This window comes from Fructilactobacillus sp. X2R1C3, assembly GCF_059901425.1.
In genome coordinates, this window is sequence record NZ_JBWXUW010000002.1 from 26,785 (window position 1) to 47,357 (window position 20,573).

At 37.8% G+C, this 20,573-nt stretch carries 21 protein-coding genes; 19 read left to right on the plus strand and 2 right to left on the minus strand.

Annotation, left to right across the window (positions count from 1 at the left end):
• The first annotated feature begins 7 nt into the window (after nucleotides 1-7).
• The 19 genes from ftsA (at nucleotide 8) to AC6UDD_RS02315 (ending at nucleotide 18,593) form a co-directional block, all read left to right on the plus strand.
• Complete coding sequence (gene ftsA / locus AC6UDD_RS02225) at nucleotides 8-1,363, plus strand: cell division protein FtsA (RefSeq protein WP_500718208.1); 1,356 nt, start codon at nucleotides 8-10, stop codon at nucleotides 1,361-1,363.
• 20 nt (nucleotides 1,364-1,383) lie between these two features.
• A complete protein-coding gene (ftsZ, locus tag AC6UDD_RS02230) occupies nucleotides 1,384-2,667 on the plus strand; it encodes a cell division protein FtsZ (protein WP_500718214.1) in 1,284 nt (427 codons plus the stop codon).
• Nucleotides 2,668-2,687: 20 nt separating this feature from the next.
• Complete coding sequence (locus AC6UDD_RS02235) at nucleotides 2,688-3,104, plus strand: cell division protein SepF (protein ID WP_500718220.1); 417 nt, start codon at nucleotides 2,688-2,690, stop codon at nucleotides 3,102-3,104.
• A gap of 11 nt (nucleotides 3,105-3,115) precedes the next feature.
• The gene (locus AC6UDD_RS02240; protein ID WP_500718897.1) at nucleotides 3,116-3,391 is read left to right on the plus strand and encodes a YggT family protein; all 276 of its coding nucleotides are present in this window, start codon (nucleotides 3,116-3,118) and stop codon (nucleotides 3,389-3,391) included.
• A gap of 1 nt (nucleotide 3,392) precedes the next feature.
• Nucleotides 3,393-4,184, plus strand: a complete 792-nt coding sequence (locus AC6UDD_RS02245; RefSeq protein ID WP_500718223.1) for a YlmH family RNA-binding protein — start codon at nucleotides 3,393-3,395, stop codon at nucleotides 4,182-4,184.
• A gap of 11 nt (nucleotides 4,185-4,195) precedes the next feature.
• A complete protein-coding gene (locus AC6UDD_RS02250; RefSeq protein ID WP_500718227.1) occupies nucleotides 4,196-4,876 on the plus strand; it encodes a DivIVA domain-containing protein in 681 nt (226 codons plus the stop codon).
• A 209-nt stretch (nucleotides 4,877-5,085) separates the two neighbouring features.
• Entirely contained in the window at nucleotides 5,086-7,887 is a 2,802-nt protein-coding gene (gene ileS / locus AC6UDD_RS02255; RefSeq protein WP_500718230.1) for an isoleucine--tRNA ligase, read from the plus strand.
• Between the two features lie 50 nt (nucleotides 7,888-7,937).
• The gene (locus AC6UDD_RS02260; protein ID WP_500696594.1) at nucleotides 7,938-8,141 is read left to right on the plus strand and encodes a cold-shock protein; all 204 of its coding nucleotides are present in this window, start codon (nucleotides 7,938-7,940) and stop codon (nucleotides 8,139-8,141) included.
• Between the two features lie 54 nt (nucleotides 8,142-8,195).
• Nucleotides 8,196-8,741, plus strand: a complete 546-nt coding sequence (locus AC6UDD_RS02265) for an NUDIX hydrolase (protein WP_500718232.1) — start codon at nucleotides 8,196-8,198, stop codon at nucleotides 8,739-8,741.
• Nucleotides 8,742-8,752: 11 nt separating this feature from the next.
• The gene (locus AC6UDD_RS02270) at nucleotides 8,753-9,121 is read left to right on the plus strand and encodes a hypothetical protein (RefSeq protein ID WP_500718235.1); all 369 of its coding nucleotides are present in this window, start codon (nucleotides 8,753-8,755) and stop codon (nucleotides 9,119-9,121) included.
• Between the two features lie 18 nt (nucleotides 9,122-9,139).
• A complete protein-coding gene (locus AC6UDD_RS02275) occupies nucleotides 9,140-9,841 on the plus strand; it encodes a 5'-methylthioadenosine/adenosylhomocysteine nucleosidase (protein WP_500718238.1) in 702 nt (233 codons plus the stop codon).
• A gap of 13 nt (nucleotides 9,842-9,854) precedes the next feature.
• Nucleotides 9,855-11,015: a cysteine desulfurase family protein gene (locus AC6UDD_RS02280; protein ID WP_500718241.1), complete on the plus strand. Its 1,161-nt coding sequence runs from the start codon at nucleotides 9,855-9,857 to the stop codon at nucleotides 11,013-11,015.
• A complete protein-coding gene (locus tag AC6UDD_RS02285) occupies nucleotides 11,015-11,359 on the plus strand; it encodes a DUF1831 domain-containing protein (protein WP_500693918.1) in 345 nt (114 codons plus the stop codon). The genes AC6UDD_RS02280 and AC6UDD_RS02285 overlap by 1 nt, the downstream gene beginning before the upstream one ends.
• Before the next feature lie 108 nt (nucleotides 11,360-11,467).
• Entirely contained in the window at nucleotides 11,468-12,592 is a 1,125-nt protein-coding gene (gene mnmA / locus AC6UDD_RS02290) for a tRNA 2-thiouridine(34) synthase MnmA (protein ID WP_500718245.1), read from the plus strand.
• A gap of 101 nt (nucleotides 12,593-12,693) precedes the next feature.
• Nucleotides 12,694-13,350: a histidine phosphatase family protein gene (locus tag AC6UDD_RS02295; RefSeq protein ID WP_500718249.1), complete on the plus strand. Its 657-nt coding sequence runs from the start codon at nucleotides 12,694-12,696 to the stop codon at nucleotides 13,348-13,350.
• Nucleotides 13,351-13,363: 13 nt separating this feature from the next.
• Nucleotides 13,364-14,095, plus strand: a complete 732-nt coding sequence (locus tag AC6UDD_RS02300; protein WP_500718252.1) for a tetratricopeptide repeat protein — start codon at nucleotides 13,364-13,366, stop codon at nucleotides 14,093-14,095.
• Nucleotides 14,096-14,105: 10 nt separating this feature from the next.
• The gene (recD2, locus tag AC6UDD_RS02305; protein ID WP_500718256.1) at nucleotides 14,106-16,562 is read left to right on the plus strand and encodes an SF1B family DNA helicase RecD2; all 2,457 of its coding nucleotides are present in this window, start codon (nucleotides 14,106-14,108) and stop codon (nucleotides 16,560-16,562) included.
• A gap of 54 nt (nucleotides 16,563-16,616) precedes the next feature.
• Nucleotides 16,617-17,576 carry a ribose-phosphate diphosphokinase gene (locus tag AC6UDD_RS02310; RefSeq protein ID WP_500718258.1) on the plus strand — a complete coding sequence of 320 codons (960 nt, stop codon included), beginning with the start codon at nucleotides 16,617-16,619 and terminating at the stop codon, nucleotides 17,574-17,576.
• 21 nt (nucleotides 17,577-17,597) lie between these two features.
• Nucleotides 17,598-18,593: an aldo/keto reductase gene (locus AC6UDD_RS02315; RefSeq protein ID WP_500718261.1), complete on the plus strand. Its 996-nt coding sequence runs from the start codon at nucleotides 17,598-17,600 to the stop codon at nucleotides 18,591-18,593.
• Nucleotides 18,594-18,629: 36 nt separating this feature from the next.
• Here the strand turns inward: AC6UDD_RS02315 and rnjA are convergent, their stop codons facing one another.
• Both rnjA and AC6UDD_RS02325 read right to left on the minus strand, forming a co-directional pair.
• Nucleotides 18,630-20,309 carry a ribonuclease J1 gene (rnjA, locus tag AC6UDD_RS02320; RefSeq protein WP_500693911.1) on the minus strand — a complete coding sequence of 560 codons (1,680 nt, stop codon included), beginning with the start codon at nucleotides 20,307-20,309 and terminating at the stop codon, nucleotides 18,630-18,632.
• 2 nt (nucleotides 20,310-20,311) lie between these two features.
• Nucleotides 20,312-20,527 (minus strand): DNA-directed RNA polymerase subunit epsilon, encoded by a 216-nt coding sequence (locus tag AC6UDD_RS02325; RefSeq protein ID WP_500718264.1) that lies wholly within the window; start codon nucleotides 20,525-20,527, stop codon nucleotides 20,312-20,314.
• Nucleotides 20,528-20,573 lie beyond the last annotated feature (46 nt).

Here is a 20,573-nt window from a genome sequence, read left to right on the forward strand (position 1 = left end):
CCAGATAATGAACGATTCAAATTTGTACATTGGTTTAGATATTGGAACTACTTCGATTAAAGTGATTGTGGCTGAAAAAGCTAACGGTCAAATGAATGTAATCGGAGTTGGTAATGAAAAATCAACTGGTGTTAGTCGTGGAGTTATTGTTGATATTGATAAGGCTTCAAATGCTATTGAGCGGGCCGTTAGTCAGGCTGAAGAAAAGGCAAGTGTCAAAATTAGCAATGTAATTGTGGGCATCCCAGCTGATCAGATTAAAATTGATAAATGTTCTGGGATGATTGAACTCCCCGACCAGTCTGAGGAAATCACAAACGATGATGTTGTTGACGTTTCTGAGTCTGCTATTGACACCAACCTTCCACCTGAACGTGAAGTGATCGATCTAACTCCAGATGAATTCATGGTGGACGGGTTTGACGGTATCCAAGATCCACGGGGCATGGTTGGAAATCGTCTGAAAATGAATGGCCGAATGATTAGTGGGCCAAAGACTATTATTCATAATATTAAAAAAGCCGTTACTAATGCTGGCTTGAATATTGAGGCATTGGTTGTCGATCCCCAGGCTGAAGGAAAATATATTTTAAGTGAATCAGAGCAAGAGTTTGGAACAATATTGATTGACCTAGGTGGAGGACAATCAACGGTTGCGGTTATTCATGACTTTGAACTCAAGTACGCCAATGTTGATCTTGAGGGTGGACAATACATAACTAAAGATATTTCTTCAGTATTAAACACTTCTGCCGCTAACGCTGAAAAGTTGAAGCGTGGATATGGATATGCTGATGTTGATCAAGCTAGTGAAGATAATGAGTTTCCAGTCGAAGTTGTTGGCCAAGGACAACCAGTTAATGTAAGTGAGAAATTATTAGCTGAAATTATCGAAGCACGAATCGATCAAATCTTTGGTAGACTCAAAGATGATCTTGATGGAGTTGAGGCATTAAGTCTTCCTGGTGGGATTGTGCTAACCGGTGGAGTATCTTCTATGCCAGGGATTGCTGAATTAGCCGCTAATACCTTTGGTGTTAATGTCAGGGTTTATATTCCCGACCAAATTGGTTTAAGACATCCCTCACTATCGTTAGCATTATCATTAGTTAATTATGGTGGTAATTTAAGTCAAATTGAACGGTTAGTACGTTCAGCATTTGACCATGGTGAATTCGCCTATAATGACAACGGAAATGCCAGAGAAGTTGAACCTCAATCTAAACCAAGCGTATCTGGATCCATTCCCTTTAAGCAAAAACGTCAGAATAAAACTGCAAAACAAAAACGTGAAAAGAAACCAAAGAGTGATAAGAATTTAGGCGAAAAATTAAGTGGCATTGTACACCACTTTTTCGAGTAACGCGGGGGTATTGATAAAATATGGACTATTCAATGGATGCAAATAAAAATAATGGTGCAACAATTAAGGTCATTGGAGTTGGTGGCGGTGGTGGAAACGCCGTTAATCGAATGATCGAAGAGGGCGTTAAAGGAGTTGAATTTATAGCTGCCAACACTGACTTACAAGCTTTAGGAAGTTCTAAGGCAGAAACTAAGATTAATCTTGGACCTAAGCTTACCAAAGGATTAGGAGCCGGTTCAAACCCAGAAGTTGGATCAAAAGCAGCTGAAGAAAGTGAAGAAGCCATTACTGATGCCTTACACGATGCTGACATGGTGTTTGTTACGTCAGGAATGGGCGGAGGAACTGGAACTGGTGCAGCTCCGATTGTTGCCAAAATTGCTAAAGATGCTGGTGCATTGACAGTTGGAGTTGTGACTCGTCCCTTCGTTTTTGAAGGACCAAAACGTGATCATAACGCTACTGAAGGAATTGAAGCCCTTAAGCAAAACGTTGATACTTTAGTAGTGGTTTCGAATAATCGTTTACTAGATATGGTGGATAAAAAGACTCCAATGATGGAAGCCTTTAAGGATGCCGATGATGTCTTACGTCAGGGTGTTCAAGGAATCACTGATTTAATTACTAGTCCCGGGGTTGTTAATCTGGATTTTGCTGATGTAACAAGTGTAATGCAGAATCAAGGATCCGCTCTTATGGGAGTAGGTGCAGCAACCGGTGAAAACCGAACTGAAGAAGCAACTAAAAAGGCCATTAATTCACCATTATTGGAAGTTTCAATCGACGGAGCTCAACAAGTTTTGCTGAATGTAACTGCTGGACCAGAGTTATCACTTGCTGAGGCACAAGATGCAGCTAATATCGTGTCTGATGCAACGTCAAATGATGTTAACATCTTCTTTGGAACTTCGATCGATGAAAACATGGGGGATGAAGTTAAAGTTTCAGTAGTTGCTACTGGAATTCAGACTGGGGATCCAGACCGTTCTGCTAGTCCAGCCTTAACTAGGAAGAATCGTTCAAGTACCTTTGCTAGTCCTAAGACTGATAATGCTACCAAAGATAATTCAGCTGATTCTGGTAATGATGATCCGCTTCACAACTGGGACATTAGTGATAACCAAAACGAAGTTAGAAATGCTGATTCATCAGATAATGACAAATTTTCGAACGTGGAAAAGCAAGACTTTGAACCATTTGAAGCTGGAAATAATGCTGATTCAAATAATAATGATAGTGGAAACGACAATGATGATGTCCCTCCATTCTTCAGATATCGGAACCGAAATAATAAGCAATAGTGTTCGGAGAGGAGCTAGTAATGTCATATAATTTTAAGCGTTTTTTTGGGATCGATGATAATAACGAGACTTATGAAGACGATGACTCAAACCAAAATAATGTTGATAGCGCTCGATCTGTAAAAAATAATCCGCGTAAGGTCATATCAATGAGTAAAAGTGATATTTCTAATAGTAAAATTGCTGTTATGGAACCCCGAATTTATGCTGACGCAAAGAGTATTGCCAGCAAATTAATTGGTGGGAATGCTGTGATTGTTAAAATGGACGGGGTTAGTAATGAATCCGTCAAAAGAATTGTTGATTTTTTAAATGGGACCATTTACGCTATTGATGGAAAAATAAGACGAATTGATGAGAAAATTTTTCTCTGTGCTCCTAACAATTTTGATATTGATGGGGCAATGGACGAAAAGTTCAATAGTCGGTTAGGATGATTTAATTGGAAATGGTAATTACTTGGATTGCACAGATTATTAATTATGCAATTCAGATTTATATGTTGGCAATCGTAATCGATGCTTTACTGACGTGGTTTCCAGGTGCTTCGCAATCTCGATTTGGTCAGTTTTTAGGTCGGATCGTGAATCCCTTTTTAGAGTACTTTAACTTTGCTCACATTGGGATGCTAGGTTTTGGTCCAATATTGGCTTTAATCGTTCTTCAACTTTTACAGTTTGGAGTAACTTACATTGGAAATATCTTGATAAGTTTGGTCGGATAAAATGAGTGTTGAAAAAAATATTGAACAGCATTTTAGAAAATCCGAATTACCGTTCCTTCAAACTGCCAGCGATTGGATTGATAGTGCAAATTCTGAGTATCGTCCAATTCTTACTAGTTTTCTCAACTCAAGGGAGTGCTATTTACTTCAGACCTTGGTAAATCGTTATCCTAGTTTGAAGCTGTCGACGTTTGGTGGATATCAAAATGCTGAGATGAAACGAGGTCTGATTTATCCAGACTATTTTGTGCCAAAGTTTGATGATTATAAATTATCACTAATTGAGATTCAATATCCGGAAAAGTTTGCGTCTATCCATCACAATCAAGTTCTTGGAAGTTTGATGGGAAGTGGAATTGAACGCAAGGTTCTCGGCGATATTTTGACCGACGGAGAACGTTGGCAATTTATTTGTGAAAATGAAATGGCTAAATACTTGATGAGGTCAGTTGACCGAATCGGAAAAGTAAAGGTTAATTTAGAACAGATTAATTTTAGTCAAATCGTTAAAGGAGAAGACGATTGGATGGTAAATTTTGTTACTTTACCATCATTTCGCTTAGATGTAGTTATTTCGATTGGTTTTCATATTTCTAGAAGTATGGCTAAGAGTCTGATCGAGCATGAAAAAGTTCGCTTAAATTGGTTTGAGTTTACTAAATCAAATTATGAAATTAAAGTTTCTGATATGATTTCTGTCAGAGGATACGGTAGAATAAAAGTAGTGGGATACAATGGCCACTCGAAAAAGGGAAAATTAAAAGCTGAGTTAAACGTAATAAAAAATAAATGAGGAGGGATATTATGACGCTAACGGCTCAAGATATTCATGATAAAAAGTTTTCACTAAAAATGAGGGGATACAGCATTGATGAAGTCAATGACTTTTTAGATCAACTCACTAAAGATTACCAAATTCTGCAAGATGAGAATGAGGAGCTTAAAAGATCATTAAAGAAAACTAAAAAAGACCTCACTTACTATGATGACCTAAAAAATTCTTTGAACCAATCGATTTTAGTTGCTCAAGAAGCGGCTGATAAGGTTAAAAAGGATGCTGAGAGTGATGCAGATGAAATTAAACAAAAAGCTCAAGAGCAAGCCAACTCTATTTTAACTGAAGCTACCGCTCAATCGAATGAAATCATGGGTAATACCTCAAAGCAGGCCCAGAGTCTTTCAATTGCAACTGATGATTTCAGAAATAGTGTGAAGGATTTTCGTCAAAAGATGATTGGAATGCTTAAAAGTCAGTTAGACTTTGCCCAGAGTGAAGATTGGAATAAATTACTCGATTCAAGTAATTTTAGCAATTATGATGAGATTCAAGAAGCCGTGAAGAATCTTGACAAGCAGGCTATTGGGAGTGTAAACTCGTCTAGTAATGATTCATCAAAGGGTGATCAATTTGTTGTGGAGTCGGTTTCAGGACCATACACGGATCCGACGGTTGAAATTTATCCCAATGATAAGCTACATAAATAATGATAGATTGAAGATAGAAAGTTGCTAATGGTCTTTTCAGCGAATTAGGGTTGGTGTGAGCCTAAAAAAGTAATTATTAGCAAAAGATCACTTCATTGATAGTCTATTATGCAATGAGAAAATTAACGGTTGTTAATTTTGAATTTGGGTGGTACCACGAAGACTTCGTCCCTATGAGGGCGAGGTCTTTTTATTTTGAGGAGGATACTATGAGAATTAAGGATACGTTAAACTTAGGTAAAACTAAGTTTAAAATGAGAGGAAATCTTCCCGTTAAAGAGGTTGAACGAGAAAAAGTGTGGGAAGATAATCAACTTTATCAACAACGGCAAAAACTGAATGAAGGTAAACCATCGTTTGTATTGCACGATGGACCTCCGTATGCTAACGGTGATATCCATATGGGACATGCCATGAATAAAATCACCAAAGACATTATTGTTCGATTTAAATCCATGAATGGATACCGGGCTCCTTATGTTCCGGGATGGGATACTCATGGACTACCAATTGAACAACAACTTAAAAAGGAAGGCTATAATCGCAAAGAGATGTCTACGAATGATTTTCGTAAACTTTGTCACGATTATGCCTTAAAACAAGTTGACCGACAACGTGATGAATTCAAACGTTTAGGTGTTTCAGCGGACTGGGATAATCCATACCTTACTTTAATGCCCGAATATGAAGCGGCTGAAGTACGTGTTTTTGGTAAAATGGCTGATCGGGGCTTGATTTATAAAGGACTTAAGCCGGTAATTTGGTCTTGGTCATCGGAATCGGCACTAGCGGAAGCAGAAGTTGAGTATCATGATGTGACTTCTCCGTCGGCATTTTTTGCTGAAAAAGTGATTGATGGAAATGGAATTTTAGATGACGATACTTATATGGTTGTCTGGACTACGACGCCCTGGACGATTCCTGGTTCTGAGGGGATTACCGTTGAACCTGATTTTAACTATTCGATTATTCAACACGATGATGACCCGAAAAAATATGTTATCGGAACTGATTTACTTGATAAAGACGCAGAAATGTTCGGATGGGAAAATATTAAAACCTTAAAGACGGTCAAAGGGAAGGATTTAAACAACATTAAAGCCCAACATCCGTTTGACAAAAATCGTCAATTGGTTGTAATGAACGGCGATTTTGTTACTAATGACTCCGGAACTGGGTTAGTTCACACTGCTCCTGGATTTGGTGAAGATGACTATAACATTGGGATGCAGTACGGTTTGGATGTGTTTGCACCCGTGAATGCTAAGGGATATCTCACTAAAGAAGCCGGTCCTGATTTTGAAGGTGTCTTTTATGAAGATGCTAACCAAATTGCCTTGGATAAGTTAAAAAAACAGGGACAGTTAATTTATTACATGCCTTATAAACATAGTTATCCCTTTGACTGGCGAACCAAAAAGCCGGTAATTTATCGTGCTACCCCGCAGTGGTTTGCCTCAGTTGATAAGATTAGAAAAGAAATCTTGGATGCCATCGATACGGTTGGATTTAACCCTGATTGGGGACAAAAGCGACTCTATAACATGATTCGTGATCGTGGTGACTGGGTCATTTCCAGACAGCGAGTTTGGGGAGTTCCACTACCAATTTTCTATGGTGAAGATGGAGAACCAATCATTACTGATGAGACGATTGAACACGTTGCTAGTTTGTTTGGTAAATATGGCTCCGATATTTGGTTTGAAAGGGAGGCCAAGGATCTTTTACCAGAAGGATTTATTAGTGAACATTCACCAAATGGTAAGTTTACCAAAGAAAATGACATTATGGATGTTTGGTTTGATTCGGGTACTTCTCATCAGGGCGTTTTGGCAGAACGACCTGAATTGACGTATCCATCTGATCTCGTTGTTGAAGGATCCGATCAGTACCGTGGTTGGTTTAACTCTAGTTTGATTACAAGTGTTGCGTATGCTGACATTGCACCTTACAAAAATGTTTTATCACAAGGATTTACTCTGGATAAGAAAGGTCACAAAATGAGTAAATCACTTGGAAATACGATCGCTCCAAGTGATGTTATCAAGCAAATGGGAGCTGATATTGTTCGTTTGTGGGTTACCACTGTTGATACTTCAGCTGACGTGCGGGTATCAATGGGTAACTTTAAGGTAGTCTCTGATAGTTATAAAAAGATCAGGAATACAATTCGGTATATGTTAGCTAATACAAGTGATTTTGATTCTGAATCAGATTCGGTTAAGTATGAAGACATGAACCCTGCTGACCAGTACATGATGCTTCGCTTGAATCAATTAATTCAAAACGTTAAAGATGACTACAACAAGTACGATTTCATGAGTATTAATAAGGAATTACTTTCATTTATTACTAGTGACTTGTCGGCTTTCTACTTGGATTTTGCAAAAGATATTTTGTACATTGATCCTAAGAATGGTCACAGACGTCGTTCGATGCAAACGGTTTTGTACGAGGTCTTAGTTGCTTTAACTAAATTAATGACTCCAATCATTCCCCACACGACCGAAGAAATTTGGAATTTCTTAAATGAACCAGAAGAGTTTGTTCAGTTGGCTGAAATGCCAGAAGTTAAGCACTTTGACAATGAAGATGAAATTAGGCATCAGTGGGATCAATTTATGAAGTTGAGAAAGAACGTGTTGAAAGCCATGGAACTGGCTCGAGATAGTAAAGTCATTGGTAAACCGTCTGAAGCTAAATTGACTTTGTATGTTGATGATGCAACTAGGAAGCTGTTTAACGATTTAGGTGTTGATATTGCCCAAATCTTGATGGTTTCTCAATTAGATGTTAAATCAATTGATGAAGTTGACCCAGATGCAGATCGATTTGATGATAATTTAGCAATTAAAGTAGAGCATGCCAAGGGTGAGACCTGTGTTCGTTGTCGTCTCATTAAGCAGGATGTTGGTTCTGACCCAGCTTACCCAGAGTTCTGTGGTCGTTGTGCTAAGATTGTTAAAGAAGAGTTTCCAGAAACAGCAACAGACGGATTTGAAGAAAAGTAATGGAATCGGGATTTGATCCCGATTTTTTATTAACAAAGGGGTAAAACGAAATGAAAGGTACGATTAAAAGTTACGAAAGGGATAAGGGATTTGGGTACATTCAGGTTCCTAATTCTGATGATGTTTTCATGCATATTACTGGAATTATTTCTGGAAATCCAAAGCAAATTAAGCCCGGTGATCAAGTTGATTTTGTGAAAGCCATGGGACAACATGGCTTTCAGGCTGCTAAGGTGGTTTTACATCAAGATTGAAGCAATTGCATTGGGTTTATATTATGGTTAAACTATTTTTGGAAGGTGATTATTATGGATTTTGAAGAAAAAGTAATTAGTAGCAAACCGGTTTATAATGGACCAATTGCTCAAGTGGAAGAACAGCAAGTTAAGCTTCCAAATGGACGGCTGGCCTCCAGAGAGATTATTCACCACTGTAAATCAGTAGCAATGCTTGCAATCACCTCAGACAATAAAATGATTTTAGAGAAACAATGGCGTGCCCCAGCAAAACAAGTGATGATTGAAATCCCTGCAGGTAAATTGGATGATCGCGACAATGATTCACCGATTCATGCAGTTAAAAGGGAATTAAATGAAGAAGTTCGATATAATGCTAAGGAAATTAAAGAGCTTTATTCGTTTTATCCGTCGGTTGGGATTTCCGATGAGTATATGTATTTGTACTTAGTGGAAGGATTAACTCCAGTGAAGACTAAATTACCTAGAGATCCTGGTGAATTTTTAGAAATTAATGAGTATACGTTAGATGAAGCCAAACAAATGATAAAGAGCGGTAAAATCATTGATGCTAAGACAATTATGGCAATCCAATACTGGGAACTGATGCAGAAATAGGCGGTCAATATATGGTAGTTAATGATAAGAAAAATGATCAGTCTGAAATGACTAGATCTGAGTATCAGCGCATGTATGGTGAAAGTGGTAGAAGAGATCCTCGTACTCGTTATGATAATGAATCAGAAAATCAAGAGACTCGGCATGCTCGCTTGAAAAAGCGAAGCTGGTTTGACCGGTTGTTTCATCGTGCTAATAAAGGTCAATCAGCTGAATCTTCAGGGAATTATTATACCGATCAACCGGACACATATGAACGAGAAAGACAAGATGCTTCGGAGTACAAACGTAAACGACTTGGAAGAAGATTGAATGTCGTTATATTATTATTATTGTTATTAATTGTGCTCGTGCTAGCAATTATGAGGTTCGTTGGATAATTTAGGAGAATTTGGGAAATGAAAACATTTGGAATTATTTGTGCAATGGATGAAGAAATTAAATCTTTGCAATCAGCATTAAAAAATGAAAGAGAAAAGGATATTAATGGCATTAAGTTTTATGAAGGGACCATCGATGGTCAAAAAGTTGTCCTAGTAAAATCTGGGATTGGTAAAGTTGAAGCAGGAATTACAGCAGCCCTTTTACTTGAGAATTTTGATGTTGATGTAATCATTCATTCTGGATCAGCAGCTGGCATTGGAGAAGGACTGAGTGTTGGTGACTTAGTAATCTCTACTCAAACTGCTTATCATGACGTTGATGCTACTGCTGCAGGATATGAATACGGCCAATTACCTGGTCAACCAGCTCGATTTGACGCTTCTGACACTTGGATTAATAAAATTACTGATGCTTCAAAAGATACCGGTATTAACCCTAAAAAGGGGTTGATTGTTACTGGAGATCAATTTATTGCTGGACAAAAAATGATCGATGAAATTCTGAAAAACTTTCCAGATGCCTTATCGGCCGAGATGGAAGGCGCCGCAGTAGGACAAGTTGCCCACCAGTTTAATATTCCGTACGTCGTTATTAGAGCGATGTCAGATGTTGGTGATGAAAACGCTAATCAGAGTTTTGATGAGTTTGTTGTTGACGCCGGAAAACGTTCGGCACAGATGCTATTAAATTTATTTAAGAATACTAAAGAAGCTTAGAGGGATGATTTAATTGGGTGAGATCTATTTAGATAACGCCGCAACCACACCAGTCTCCAGTGAAGTGTTGGATGACATGTACGATAAGTTTAAAAATAACTTTGGAAACGCTTCTACTTTGTATCAACTTGGAAGACAGTCAAAAGAAATCTTGGAAGATAGTCGACATGTGATTGCTAAAAGTATTAATGCGGATGATAACGAAATTGTATTTACAAGTGGTGGGACTGAAAGTGATAACACGGCTGTGATTAGAACGGCTGAAGCTCGAAAGAGTCTTGGTAATCACATTATTACAACTGCAATTGAACATGAAGCAATTTTAAAACCCATGAAATATTTAGAAGATCATGGATTTAGAGTTACTTATTTGCCAGTTGACAAGCAAGGTAATATTTCTTTAACTGATCTTAAGAATGCGCTTGATGATGACACGATTCTGGTTTCAATCATGATGGGAAATAATGAAGTTGGGAGTAAGAATCCGATTCATGAAATTGGGGAACTACTTAAAGATCATCAGGCTTGGTTTCATACTGATGCTGTGCAAGCTTATGGTCTACTTGATATTGATGTCAAAAGAGACCACATTGATTTACTATCCACATCGGCTCATAAGTTAAATGGTCCCAAAATGATTGGTTTTTTGTATCGACGAAATGGAATTAATTTTACCAGTTATATTATGGGTGGCGATCAGGAAGACAAACGACGTGCCGGAACCGAAAATATTCCCCAAATATCAGGATTTGCTACGGCTGTTAGAAACCTTCCTAGTGAAAAGAAAAAGCAACGAAGAGAAGATTTTAGACGATTTAAGCGTGAAGTGGTTGATGGATTAACTAATAACGGAATTGACATCGATGTAAACGGATCGATGAGTGATAATACTCTGCCACACGTCTTAAACATTTGGATCAAGGGAATTTCTACTTATGTTATGCAGACTAATTTAGATTTAGCGGGGATTGCCGTGTCGGGTGGATCAGCATGTACCGCTGGTAGTTTGGAACCTTCTCATGTCTTAACTGCAATGTTTGGAAAAGATAGTCCTAGACTTTCAGAATCCATTCGAGTTAGTTTTGGGGCATATACCACTGATGAAGACATTCAAAAATTAGTTACTGAGATTACGGCGATTGTTAATCGCTTGAAGAAGGGAAACAAGAAGTAATGGCATTTTCAAAGGTAGTCCAGTTAAAGGGTGGAACTGACAAATATGAGTTGAACCCAGAAATCAAACAATACACTTTACTTGACCTTGGTTTTAACACCACTAAAAGTGGCAATTTTTCCTATAAGAAATCCATTGACCCAGAATCCCCGTTTAATAAAAGGGCGATCAAGCTTAAGATTACAATCAATTCTGATATGAGTGAATTTAAGATGGCAGTCGTTGATGGTAATGAAATGAATGATGTGGATATCTTTTCTAATGATAATCATCAAGAAGAACGTGATCAGTTTAATTTCATTATGCAGAATATGATTTTAAGAAAAGTATTTCAAAAAGTGTAGAAGAGTGAAAAGTTGCAAGAATGTTAGTTAGTAGAGTATGATAGTAAATACTGGAATTGCGACCTTCAAATCGTAGATTTTCAGAATCTAAAGAATGATGGTGATGTTATGCAAGATAACAGTAAAACACGTGTTGTTGTTGGTATGAGTGGTGGAGTTGACTCTTCAGTTGCCGCCTACCTCTTAAAACAACAGGGATACGATGTGGTTGGAGTCTTCATGAAGAACTGGGATGACACCGATGCTGATGGTGTTTGTACCGCTACTGAAGACTACAAGGATGTTGCTCATGTTGCTAACGAAATCGGCATCCCATATTATTCTGTTAACTTTGAACATGAGTATTGGGATCGGGTCTTCAAGTATTTCTTAGAGGAATACAAACGCGGACGTACTCCTAATCCTGATGTAATTTGTAATACTGAGATTAAGTACAAAGCTTTTCTCGAGTATGCAATGGATCTTGGTGCCGATTATATTGCAATGGGGCATTATGCTCAGTTGAAACGTGATAAAGAGGGACACAACCACTTATTACGTTCCACAGATCTTAATAAAGATCAAACTTACTTTTTAAGTCAACTTTCAGCAGATCAACTGGATCGAGTAATGTTTCCAGTTGGTGGGATGACTAAACCTGAGGTTAGAAAAATTGCTAAAGAAGCTAATTTGTGGGTAGCTGATAAAAAGGATTCAATGGGAGTTTGTTTCATTGGTCCTAACAACTTTAATAATTTTCTTAGCAAATACCTTCCGGCCAAGCCGGGTAAAATGATGACTTTTGATGGTGAAGTAAAGGGACATCATAATGGCTTGATGTACTATACAATTGGTCAAAGAAAGGGCCTTGGTATTGGCGGAGATGGTTACGATAATCGACCATGGTTTGTGGTTGGTAAGGATCTTTCCAAGAATATTCTGTACGTAGGAAAAGGGTATGATAATGAACACTTGTATGCTGATTATCTGACTGCTTCTGGTCTTTCTTGGATTGATTCCAATACGCGAGGAAATGATTTTCACTGTACGGCTAAGTTTAGGTATCGTCAAAAGGATACGGGGGTTACCGTTCATATTGATGACGACAATAATCACGTTAAGGTAACTTTTGATGAACCAGTTCGGTCAATCACTCCCGGACAGGCAGTGGTTTTCTATGACGGTCAAGAATGTTTAGGAACCGCTACGATTGATGCCGCGTTTAAAAATGATCATGAACTACAATACGTATAATATTTAAACAAAGTTCGACTCATTTTGAGTCGGACTTTTTTGATAATTTAATTCTAAACTGGCATAATAAAGCTATATCAATGTGGGTGAGAGGGGTTTAAATGAAACTTTATTTTGTGAGACATGGGAAGACCGAATGGAATCTTGAAAGTAGGTATCAAGGTGCCGGAGGTGACTCACCGCTTCTTGACGAAAGTTACCATGAAATGGATCAAGCGGGTAAATTTCTTTCTGGCGTTCAATTTGCACATATTTATGCAAGCCCCATTAAAAGAGCACGAATTACCGCCTTTCATATTCAAAAGTGGTTAAAATTTCCGGTCTCCATTTCACTGGACAGTCGTTTGGAAGAGTTTCATCTTGGTAAGATGGAAGGAATGAAATTTACTGATGTGCAAAAGAAATTCCCAGCAGAATTTGATGCCTTTCGCAATCATCCAGATCAATATCGTCCTGAAGCGATTGGTGGGGAAGATTTTCCTGAGTTAATCAAGCGAATGCAAAGTAAAATTGGTGAAATTACAAAAAATTATAGTAATAACGATAATATCTTAATTGTTAGTCATGGAGCAGCTCTGAATGCTCTGATTAATTCGTTATTAGGAATTCCTCTGAAAGATTTACGTAAACGTGGTGGATTGGCTAATACAAGTACTACCGTTATTGAAACTAGTAATCATGGCAAAACGTATCGATTGGTGGATTGGAATGACACCAGTTATTTAGATAGGAAAATTGAAAAATCAGATTTAGTGTAATAGGAGTAAGGCTATGACAGATAATGGACGAGAAAATAAACCAACGGAAGATCCCCGTCAAAAGCAAGCTGAGGAAACACTTCATAAGTTAGTAAAAGATATTGACGATCACCCCAAGGACTACCGAACTTACTATGATTTAAGTGTATTTTTAGTTGAGCTTAAAAGTTATACACAGGCTGAAGAGTTGTTAATGAAAGCATTGGGTTTATTTGGTGATTCAAATAAAAAAGCCAAAAGTACGCTGCTATATGGTTTAGGTAACGTATATTATTCTGCAGGTGAATATGAAAAAGCCATTCAACAGTTTCAGCAGGTGAGCGATCCGGAGTTAAAAAAAGATGCTTATATTATGTTAGCGCAGAGTTATATGGGTAAAAAGGATTACAAGCGAGCCCTAGTGTTTTTACTTACGGCTCAAGAATTAGCCAAGCAAGATCCCGAAATTAATCGGATGATGGGGAAATGTTTAATGGCGCTAGGTGATTTTGATCAAGCAGCTGATTTTTATGATCGAGTCTTAAAAAGTAATCCTGATGACGGAAAAGCCAATTTCGATCGGGGATTAATTGCCATGGTGATTGGCGAACCATTTGATGATTATTTCAAAAAAGCCGAGAAATACGATAAGAAAAATTTTGATGCTAAACAAAGTCAGATAAAAGACATTGAAAAAGTAGTTCAATTAAATAAACAAAAAGAAGAGCACTCTGATGACTCGAAACCAAATGATTCCAAAAAATAGGAGAAAATAATTGTCTGAATCCATGGATTTATTTCAAACGAACGAAAAATTGAATAATTCATCTCAAAGTGAGCAGCCATTTGTGAAGGGACAAGTTCAGACAACTTTTTTTGAAAGTTCAGATAGTTTCTACAAAGTTTTGCTGGTAAAGGTTAATGAAACTAATATAGACTGGCATGAAGATGAAATTGTTATCACTGGTAACTTTGCGGATATTAGTGATGATGTCACCTATCGTTTTATTGGGAAGTTGGTTGACCATCCCAAATATGGAAAGCAATTTCAAGCTGAAAACTACGAGCGGGTTGGTCAAACTTCCAAAAAGGGTTTGGTTAATTATTTATCAGGCGATGAATTTACTGGTATCGGACCGAAGACTGCCGAAAAAGTTGTTAACAAATTGGGAACGAATTTAATTGAGAAGGTTTTAGAAAACCCAGCGGTTTTAAATTCGGTTGGATTAACCAAGAAGCAAAAGGACGTAATTACAAAAGCAATCCACGAAAATAATGGGGTTGAACAAACCATCGTTGGGCTGAATAGTTATGGCTTCGGTAGTAGCTTAGCTTCCGCCATCTTTAAAAAGTATAAAGAACAGGCTTTAGAGGTCATTAAGAATAATCCTTATCAACTCGTTGAAGATATTTCCGGAATTAGCTTTAAGCGTGCTGATCGAATTGCAAATAAGGTTGGAGTAGATTACAACGATAAGGGACGGTTACGTGCCGGATTACTGACAGCTCTTGATTCTTTGTCCATTAAAAGTGGTAATACGTATTCTGATACTAGAGAATTAATGCAAGAAAGCACTCGAATTCTTGAAACCGATCGAACGCAGAGTATTGACGACAAGAAGCTAGGTGAAGAATTGTATGATTTAGCTAAAGACCAAAAAATTGTCGTCGATGAAGATAAAATTTATTTAAAAAATCTGTACGATGACGAGATACGCATTGCTGAAAACATCAAGCGAATTGAGCAGAGTGGCAAAAAGGTGGAGGATCAAACTAATGATTTTTCTAAGATAATTGGTAAAGTTGAGAGTGAGGTCGGAATTGAGTATGACGATTCTCAGAAAAAAGCCATTAACGAAGCAATGATAAACCCTGCATTTTTGCTCACGGGTGGTCCTGGAACTGGGAAAACGACTATTATCAACGGAATTGTTAGAACGTTTGCTAAAGCTAATGATTTATCTTTAGATATTAATGACTATAAAGAACAAGCATATCCGGTATTATTAGCAGCTCCTACTGGGCGAGCTGCCAAAAAAATGAGTGAATCAACTAAAATTCCTGCCAGTACAATTCATCGCTTGCTAGGTCTTACTGGTCATGGCGATGAAGAAGCTGCCAATGATTTGGAGGGTGGTTTGTTAATCGTTGATGAAATGTCGATGGTGGATACAGACTTGTTTAAAATTTTAAGCCAGGCGGTTCCAAATGGTATGAAGGTGATCTTTGTTGGTGATAAGGATCAGTTACCTTCGGTTGGTCCCGGTCAGGTTTTTTATGATTTACTCCGTTCTCATACAATTCCAAGCGTGGAATTAAACCAAATTCATCGTCAAAATGACGGATCGACCATTGTAGAATTAGCCCATGATATCAAGAATGGTGAGATGCCCAAAACACTTTTAAAAAATCAAAGGGATCGTAGCTTTATTAATTGTAATACCCAACAAGTTGATTCGGTAATTAAGCAGATTGTTAATAAGGCCAAAACGAAGGGATTTAGTTCTACGGATGTACAAGTACTAGCTCCAATGTATCGAGGAACTGCAGGGATTGATCGTTTAAACGTTGAGATTCAAAACATTATGAATCCTAAAACGGCCGACTCTCAGAAAGAAGTTGACTTTAGGGGAACCACTTATCGAATTGGCGATAAGGTTCTTCAACTTGTAAATGTCCCTGAGAATAACATTTTTAACGGTGATATTGGTAAAATCGTTGGAATTGAAGTTAATAGCGATAATAAGCATTATCTAGATAAACTGGTCATTGCGTTTGATCAAAATGAGGTTACCTATACTCGAAATGACTGGAATCAGTTAACACTTGCATACTGTACCTCGATTCATAAAGCTCAGGGTAGTGAGTTCGAAATGGTCATCTTACCGATTGTTCCTCAATATAAGAGGATGCTTAAAAGGAACTTATTGTATACTGCAGTTACTAGAGCTTCGAAAATGTTGATCATGATTGGAGATCCAAATTCATTTGAAGAATGTATTGAAAATGAATCGGTTAATCGGAAAACGACTTTGAAGCAACGGTTACAGTACGTGATTGACGAAGAGTATACTCCAAAGGTAATTGGCAATTCAAAAAAGGGTAGACCGACTTTTAAAAAGAAAACTCCCTCAGATTTTATTTTATCGGAGGATCAGATTATTGAAAATACAATTGATCCCATGATTGGGATGCAGGGAATTACCCCCCAAAATTTTAATAATGATAAATGAATTAAATTCGATTATAATGTAGGTAGTAATTAGTTGGTTATGAGGGGAAACTTGATGGTGAAAACAAAAAAAGAAAAAAAGTCGGCAAAGATATTTGCGTTGAATTCGAATCGTCCGTTAGCAGAAAAGATTTCTGAATATAGTGGAATGGACCTTGGTAAAGCAACCATCAATCATTTTAGTGATGGTGAAATTCAAATTTCAATTGATGAGAGTATTCGTGGAGATGATGTGTACATCGTTCAATCGCTTTCTGATCCTGTTAATGATAATTTGATGGAATTGATGATTATGATTGATGCAGTTCGAAGAACCAGTCCCCATACTATTAACGTGGTAATCCCGTACTATGGATATTCAAGATCTGACCGAAAAGCGCGTTCCAGAGAACCAATTACTGCAAAATTAATTGCTACCTTTCTTGAATCTAGTGCGGTAGATCGAGTCATTACTCTTGATTTACATGCGGCACAAATTCAGGGATTCTTTGATATTCCAGTGGATCACTTGCGGTCACTTGAGTTAATGGGTAATTACCTAAAAGAACACGATATTAGTAATGACGCCGTTGTGGTTTCACCTGATTATAATAGTGTCGCAAAGGCACGAGGAATGGCTGGCTACTTGAACCTTCCGATTGCAATTGTTGATAATCGAAATCCTGAGGATCTGAGTCAGGTTCCTAGTACGATTATTGGTGATATAAAGGGTAAAAATGCAATTGTTGTTGATGATATGATTGTGACGGGTGAGAAGATGAAAATCACTGCGCAAGCGATTATGAATGCAGGAGCAAAAGCGGTTTACGTAGTTGCCACTCATCCTGTTCTTACTGAAGAAGCAAAGCAAAATCTTTCCGATCCAGCCATTAAACAGGTGATTGTTTCTGATTCCATTGTCGTTCCACAGAATAAGAGAATTGACAAAATGGTGATCGTTTCAGTTGGCAAGCTGATTGGTGATGCCTTAAAATTAATTGAGAACGAACAATCAACAAGTAAATTGTTTAAGTAATATAAATTTGGAGGGATTCTAATGGTATTTAGAGCAAATGATGATCGTTACGATAATATGAAAGTAAGACGTGCTGGAACAACGGGACTGCAATTACCCGCATTATCATTTGGAATGTGGCATAGCTTCGGTGACGATGCCAACTTTAAAGATAGTGAAAGGGTAATGCTCCATGCTTTCAACAAGGGAATCTTTAGCTTTGATTTAGCTAATAACTATGGTCCCGGTTCAGGTGCTGCTGAAAGAATGTTTGGCCAAGTTTATCGACGCGATTTAAAGCCTTACCGTGATGAATTAATTATCACCACTAAAGCTGGATTTCATATGTGGCCAGGTGTTTATGGTAACTATTCTTCAAAGAAAACACTCGTTACTGCGCTAGATCAAAGTCTTCAAAGAATGGGACTTGATTATGTGGATATTTATTATACCCATCGATTTGATCCTAATACTCGATTAGAAGAGACTGCTGAAGCCCTTGATGGATTAGTTCGTGCAGGTAAAGCACTTTACATTGGAATTTCTAATTATGATGGCCATCAGACTGCAGAAATGATTAAATTATTTAAGGAACTGAAGACTCCATTTGTAGTTAACCAGAGTTCATATAATATGCTTAATCGAGAGCCTGAAGATGATGGAACCCTTAAAACGTTAGCAGATAATCATGATGGTTTTATTGCTTACGGTCCTTTAGCAGAGGGTCTTTTAACCAGTAAGTACTTAAAGGGGATTCCAAGTGACATCAAATTGCATAAGACCAACAAATTTATTTTGGCTAATGGTGATGAAAGTGCTGTTAATAAGCTAAATAAACTAAATAAGATTGCACAGAATCGTAATCAAACACTTGCCCAAATGTCATTAGCATGGCTATTACACGATCCAACGGTTGCCAGTGTGGTTACTGGTGCTTCAAAAGTTGATCATTTAGATGATAACCTGAAGGCATTAGATAACCTTGACTTTACTCAAGATGAATTAGATGAAATTGATAAAATCGTTAAGTATAAATAATTGAAAAAAGGATGCTTATTGTAAGCATCCTTTTTGTTAATTGTTCATGATTAGCATTGGCAAGATTAGGGGACTTCTTTGTGTTTTTTCATATAAGAAGTTTGATAAATCATTGACAATTGCCTTACTAATTGATTTTTCGTCTGCATTTTTATTCTTCATAGCACGACGGATGGTTCTAAAGACTAACTTGCGTCCTTCGTCAAGTAATTCACCTGATTCGCGCATATAAACGAATCCACGTGAGAGAAGGTCAGGACCAGATTGGATTTCTTGGTTCTTTAAGTTGATTGTAGCAACAACCACTACTAAACCTTCTTCAGAAAGAAGCTGACGATCCCTTAGGACTTTATCACCAATATTTCCAACCCCATTGCCATCGATGTAAACATCACCAGCGTTGAAGTATCCAGCAACACGAGCACTATCTTTTGTTAAAGCAAGCACCTCACCATTTTTTAAAATAAAACAGTGATCAGCCGGGACTCCACATTCTTGTGCGAGTTTAGTATGGATTTTTAACATTCGGTACTCACCATGGATCGGGACAAAGAACTTTGGCTTCATTAAACGAAGCATTAGTTTTTCTTCTTCTTGGCCACCGTGTCCAGAGGTATGAATGTTATTAATCTTACCGTGAATGACTTTAGCACCGTCTTCTTCAAGCTCATTAATGACCCGGTTAACACTTAATGTGTTACCAGGGATTGGGTTACTTGAAAAGACAACGGTATCACCAGGTTGGATCGAAATTTGCCGGTGAGTTCCGTTAGCAATTCGAGCCAAAGCAGCCATTGGTTCACCTTGAGAGCCGGTACACAGGATCATAACCTTATCTGCCGGTAAGTGCTTTAACTCTTGAGCATCAACGAAGGCGCTGTCAGGAACGTCTAGGTAACCAAGCTTTCTACCATTGACAATGGCTGCTTCCATACTTCTACCAAATACAGCAATTTTACGATCATGAGCTAGTGCCGTATCAATAGCAGTTTTAATTCTTGAGAGGTTGGAAGCAAAGGTGGCAAAGATAATACGACCCTTGACTTCATCAAAAATATGACGAACGGATTTTCCAACCCATTTTTCTGACTTAGTCCAGACTGGCTTTTCGGCATTGGTACTGTCAGCCATCAAACAGAGTACACCTTCCTCACCCAGTTTGGCCATGGCTTGTAAATCAGGCGGCTGATTAGTGACAGGCGTGAGATCGAACTTATAATCTCCCGTTTCCACGATGACACCGTCGGGAGTATGAACAGCAACTCCCATTGTATCTGGTATCGAATGAGTGGTTCTAAAAAAAGAAACACTCGTCTTTTTGAATTTCAAAACTGACTTATCGTTAATCTCGTGAAGTTCAGCCTGTTTTAACAAGCCGTGTTCTTCCAATTTGTTTTTGATTAATGCTAATGCTAGCGGGCCAGCGTAAATTGGAACGTTGAGAACCTTTAAAAGAAAGGGCACACCACCGATATGATCTTCATGACCGTGGGTGATTACAAGTGCCTTAATTTTGTCCTTATTATCAATTAAGTACTGATAATCTGGGATGACATAGTCAATTCCCAATTGATCATCTTCTGGGAACTTAATTCCAGCATCAATTAAGATGATTTCATCCTGGAATTGTACACCATAAGTATTCTTACCAATTTCTCCGAGTCCACCAACACCATAAATAGCAGTTTCGTTATTTTTGATGTTTAATTTCTTCATAACTAGTTAAACTCCGTAATTTTAAAACCGGGATCATTTTTTTCAAATTCAAGGTGCTTCCCTTCGAGCGGTTCAATGAATTCAATGTTGTGCTTTGTGTGTTGTTCAAGTTTAGTTCTAACGTCCGCAACGGTTTTAGCTTCTAAGTAAATCGTTTTAGTTGCTTCACGTTTAGGGTTAGAATTATTTTCATCTTGATATAAAACCTTGTAAATCAATATAATTACTCCTTTTTTGTTGATTTAATGTTATTTTTCGTACATT

Coding starts and splice junctions, on each gene's coding strand:
- AC6UDD_RS02310 (WP_500718258.1), top strand. CDS start 16,617: ATGGTGAAAACAAAAAAAGAAAAAAAGTCGGCAAAGATATTTGCGTTG.
- ftsZ (WP_500718214.1), top strand. CDS start 1,384: ATGGACTATTCAATGGATGCAAATAAAAATAATGGTGCAACAATTAAG.
- AC6UDD_RS02300 (WP_500718252.1), top strand. CDS start 13,364: ATGACAGATAATGGACGAGAAAATAAACCAACGGAAGATCCCCGTCAA.
- AC6UDD_RS02270 (WP_500718235.1), top strand. CDS start 8,753: ATGGTAGTTAATGATAAGAAAAATGATCAGTCTGAAATGACTAGATCT.
- AC6UDD_RS02250 (WP_500718227.1), top strand. CDS start 4,196: ATGACGCTAACGGCTCAAGATATTCATGATAAAAAGTTTTCACTAAAA.
- ileS (WP_500718230.1), top strand. CDS start 5,086: ATGAGAATTAAGGATACGTTAAACTTAGGTAAAACTAAGTTTAAAATG.
- AC6UDD_RS02275 (WP_500718238.1), top strand. CDS start 9,140: ATGAAAACATTTGGAATTATTTGTGCAATGGATGAAGAAATTAAATCT.
- AC6UDD_RS02315 (WP_500718261.1), top strand. CDS start 17,598: ATGGTATTTAGAGCAAATGATGATCGTTACGATAATATGAAAGTAAGA.
- AC6UDD_RS02245 (WP_500718223.1), top strand. CDS start 3,393: ATGAGTGTTGAAAAAAATATTGAACAGCATTTTAGAAAATCCGAATTA.
- AC6UDD_RS02295 (WP_500718249.1), top strand. CDS start 12,694: ATGAAACTTTATTTTGTGAGACATGGGAAGACCGAATGGAATCTTGAA.
- rnjA (WP_500693911.1), bottom strand. CDS start 20,309: ATGAAGAAATTAAACATCAAAAATAACGAAACTGCTATTTATGGTGTT.
- mnmA (WP_500718245.1), top strand. CDS start 11,468: ATGCAAGATAACAGTAAAACACGTGTTGTTGTTGGTATGAGTGGTGGA.
- AC6UDD_RS02240 (WP_500718897.1), top strand. CDS start 3,116: ATGGTAATTACTTGGATTGCACAGATTATTAATTATGCAATTCAGATT.
- AC6UDD_RS02235 (WP_500718220.1), top strand. CDS start 2,688: ATGTCATATAATTTTAAGCGTTTTTTTGGGATCGATGATAATAACGAG.
- ftsA (WP_500718208.1), top strand. CDS start 8: ATGAACGATTCAAATTTGTACATTGGTTTAGATATTGGAACTACTTCG.
- AC6UDD_RS02285 (WP_500693918.1), top strand. CDS start 11,015: ATGGCATTTTCAAAGGTAGTCCAGTTAAAGGGTGGAACTGACAAATAT.
- AC6UDD_RS02260 (WP_500696594.1), top strand. CDS start 7,938: ATGAAAGGTACGATTAAAAGTTACGAAAGGGATAAGGGATTTGGGTAC.
- AC6UDD_RS02265 (WP_500718232.1), top strand. CDS start 8,196: ATGGATTTTGAAGAAAAAGTAATTAGTAGCAAACCGGTTTATAATGGA.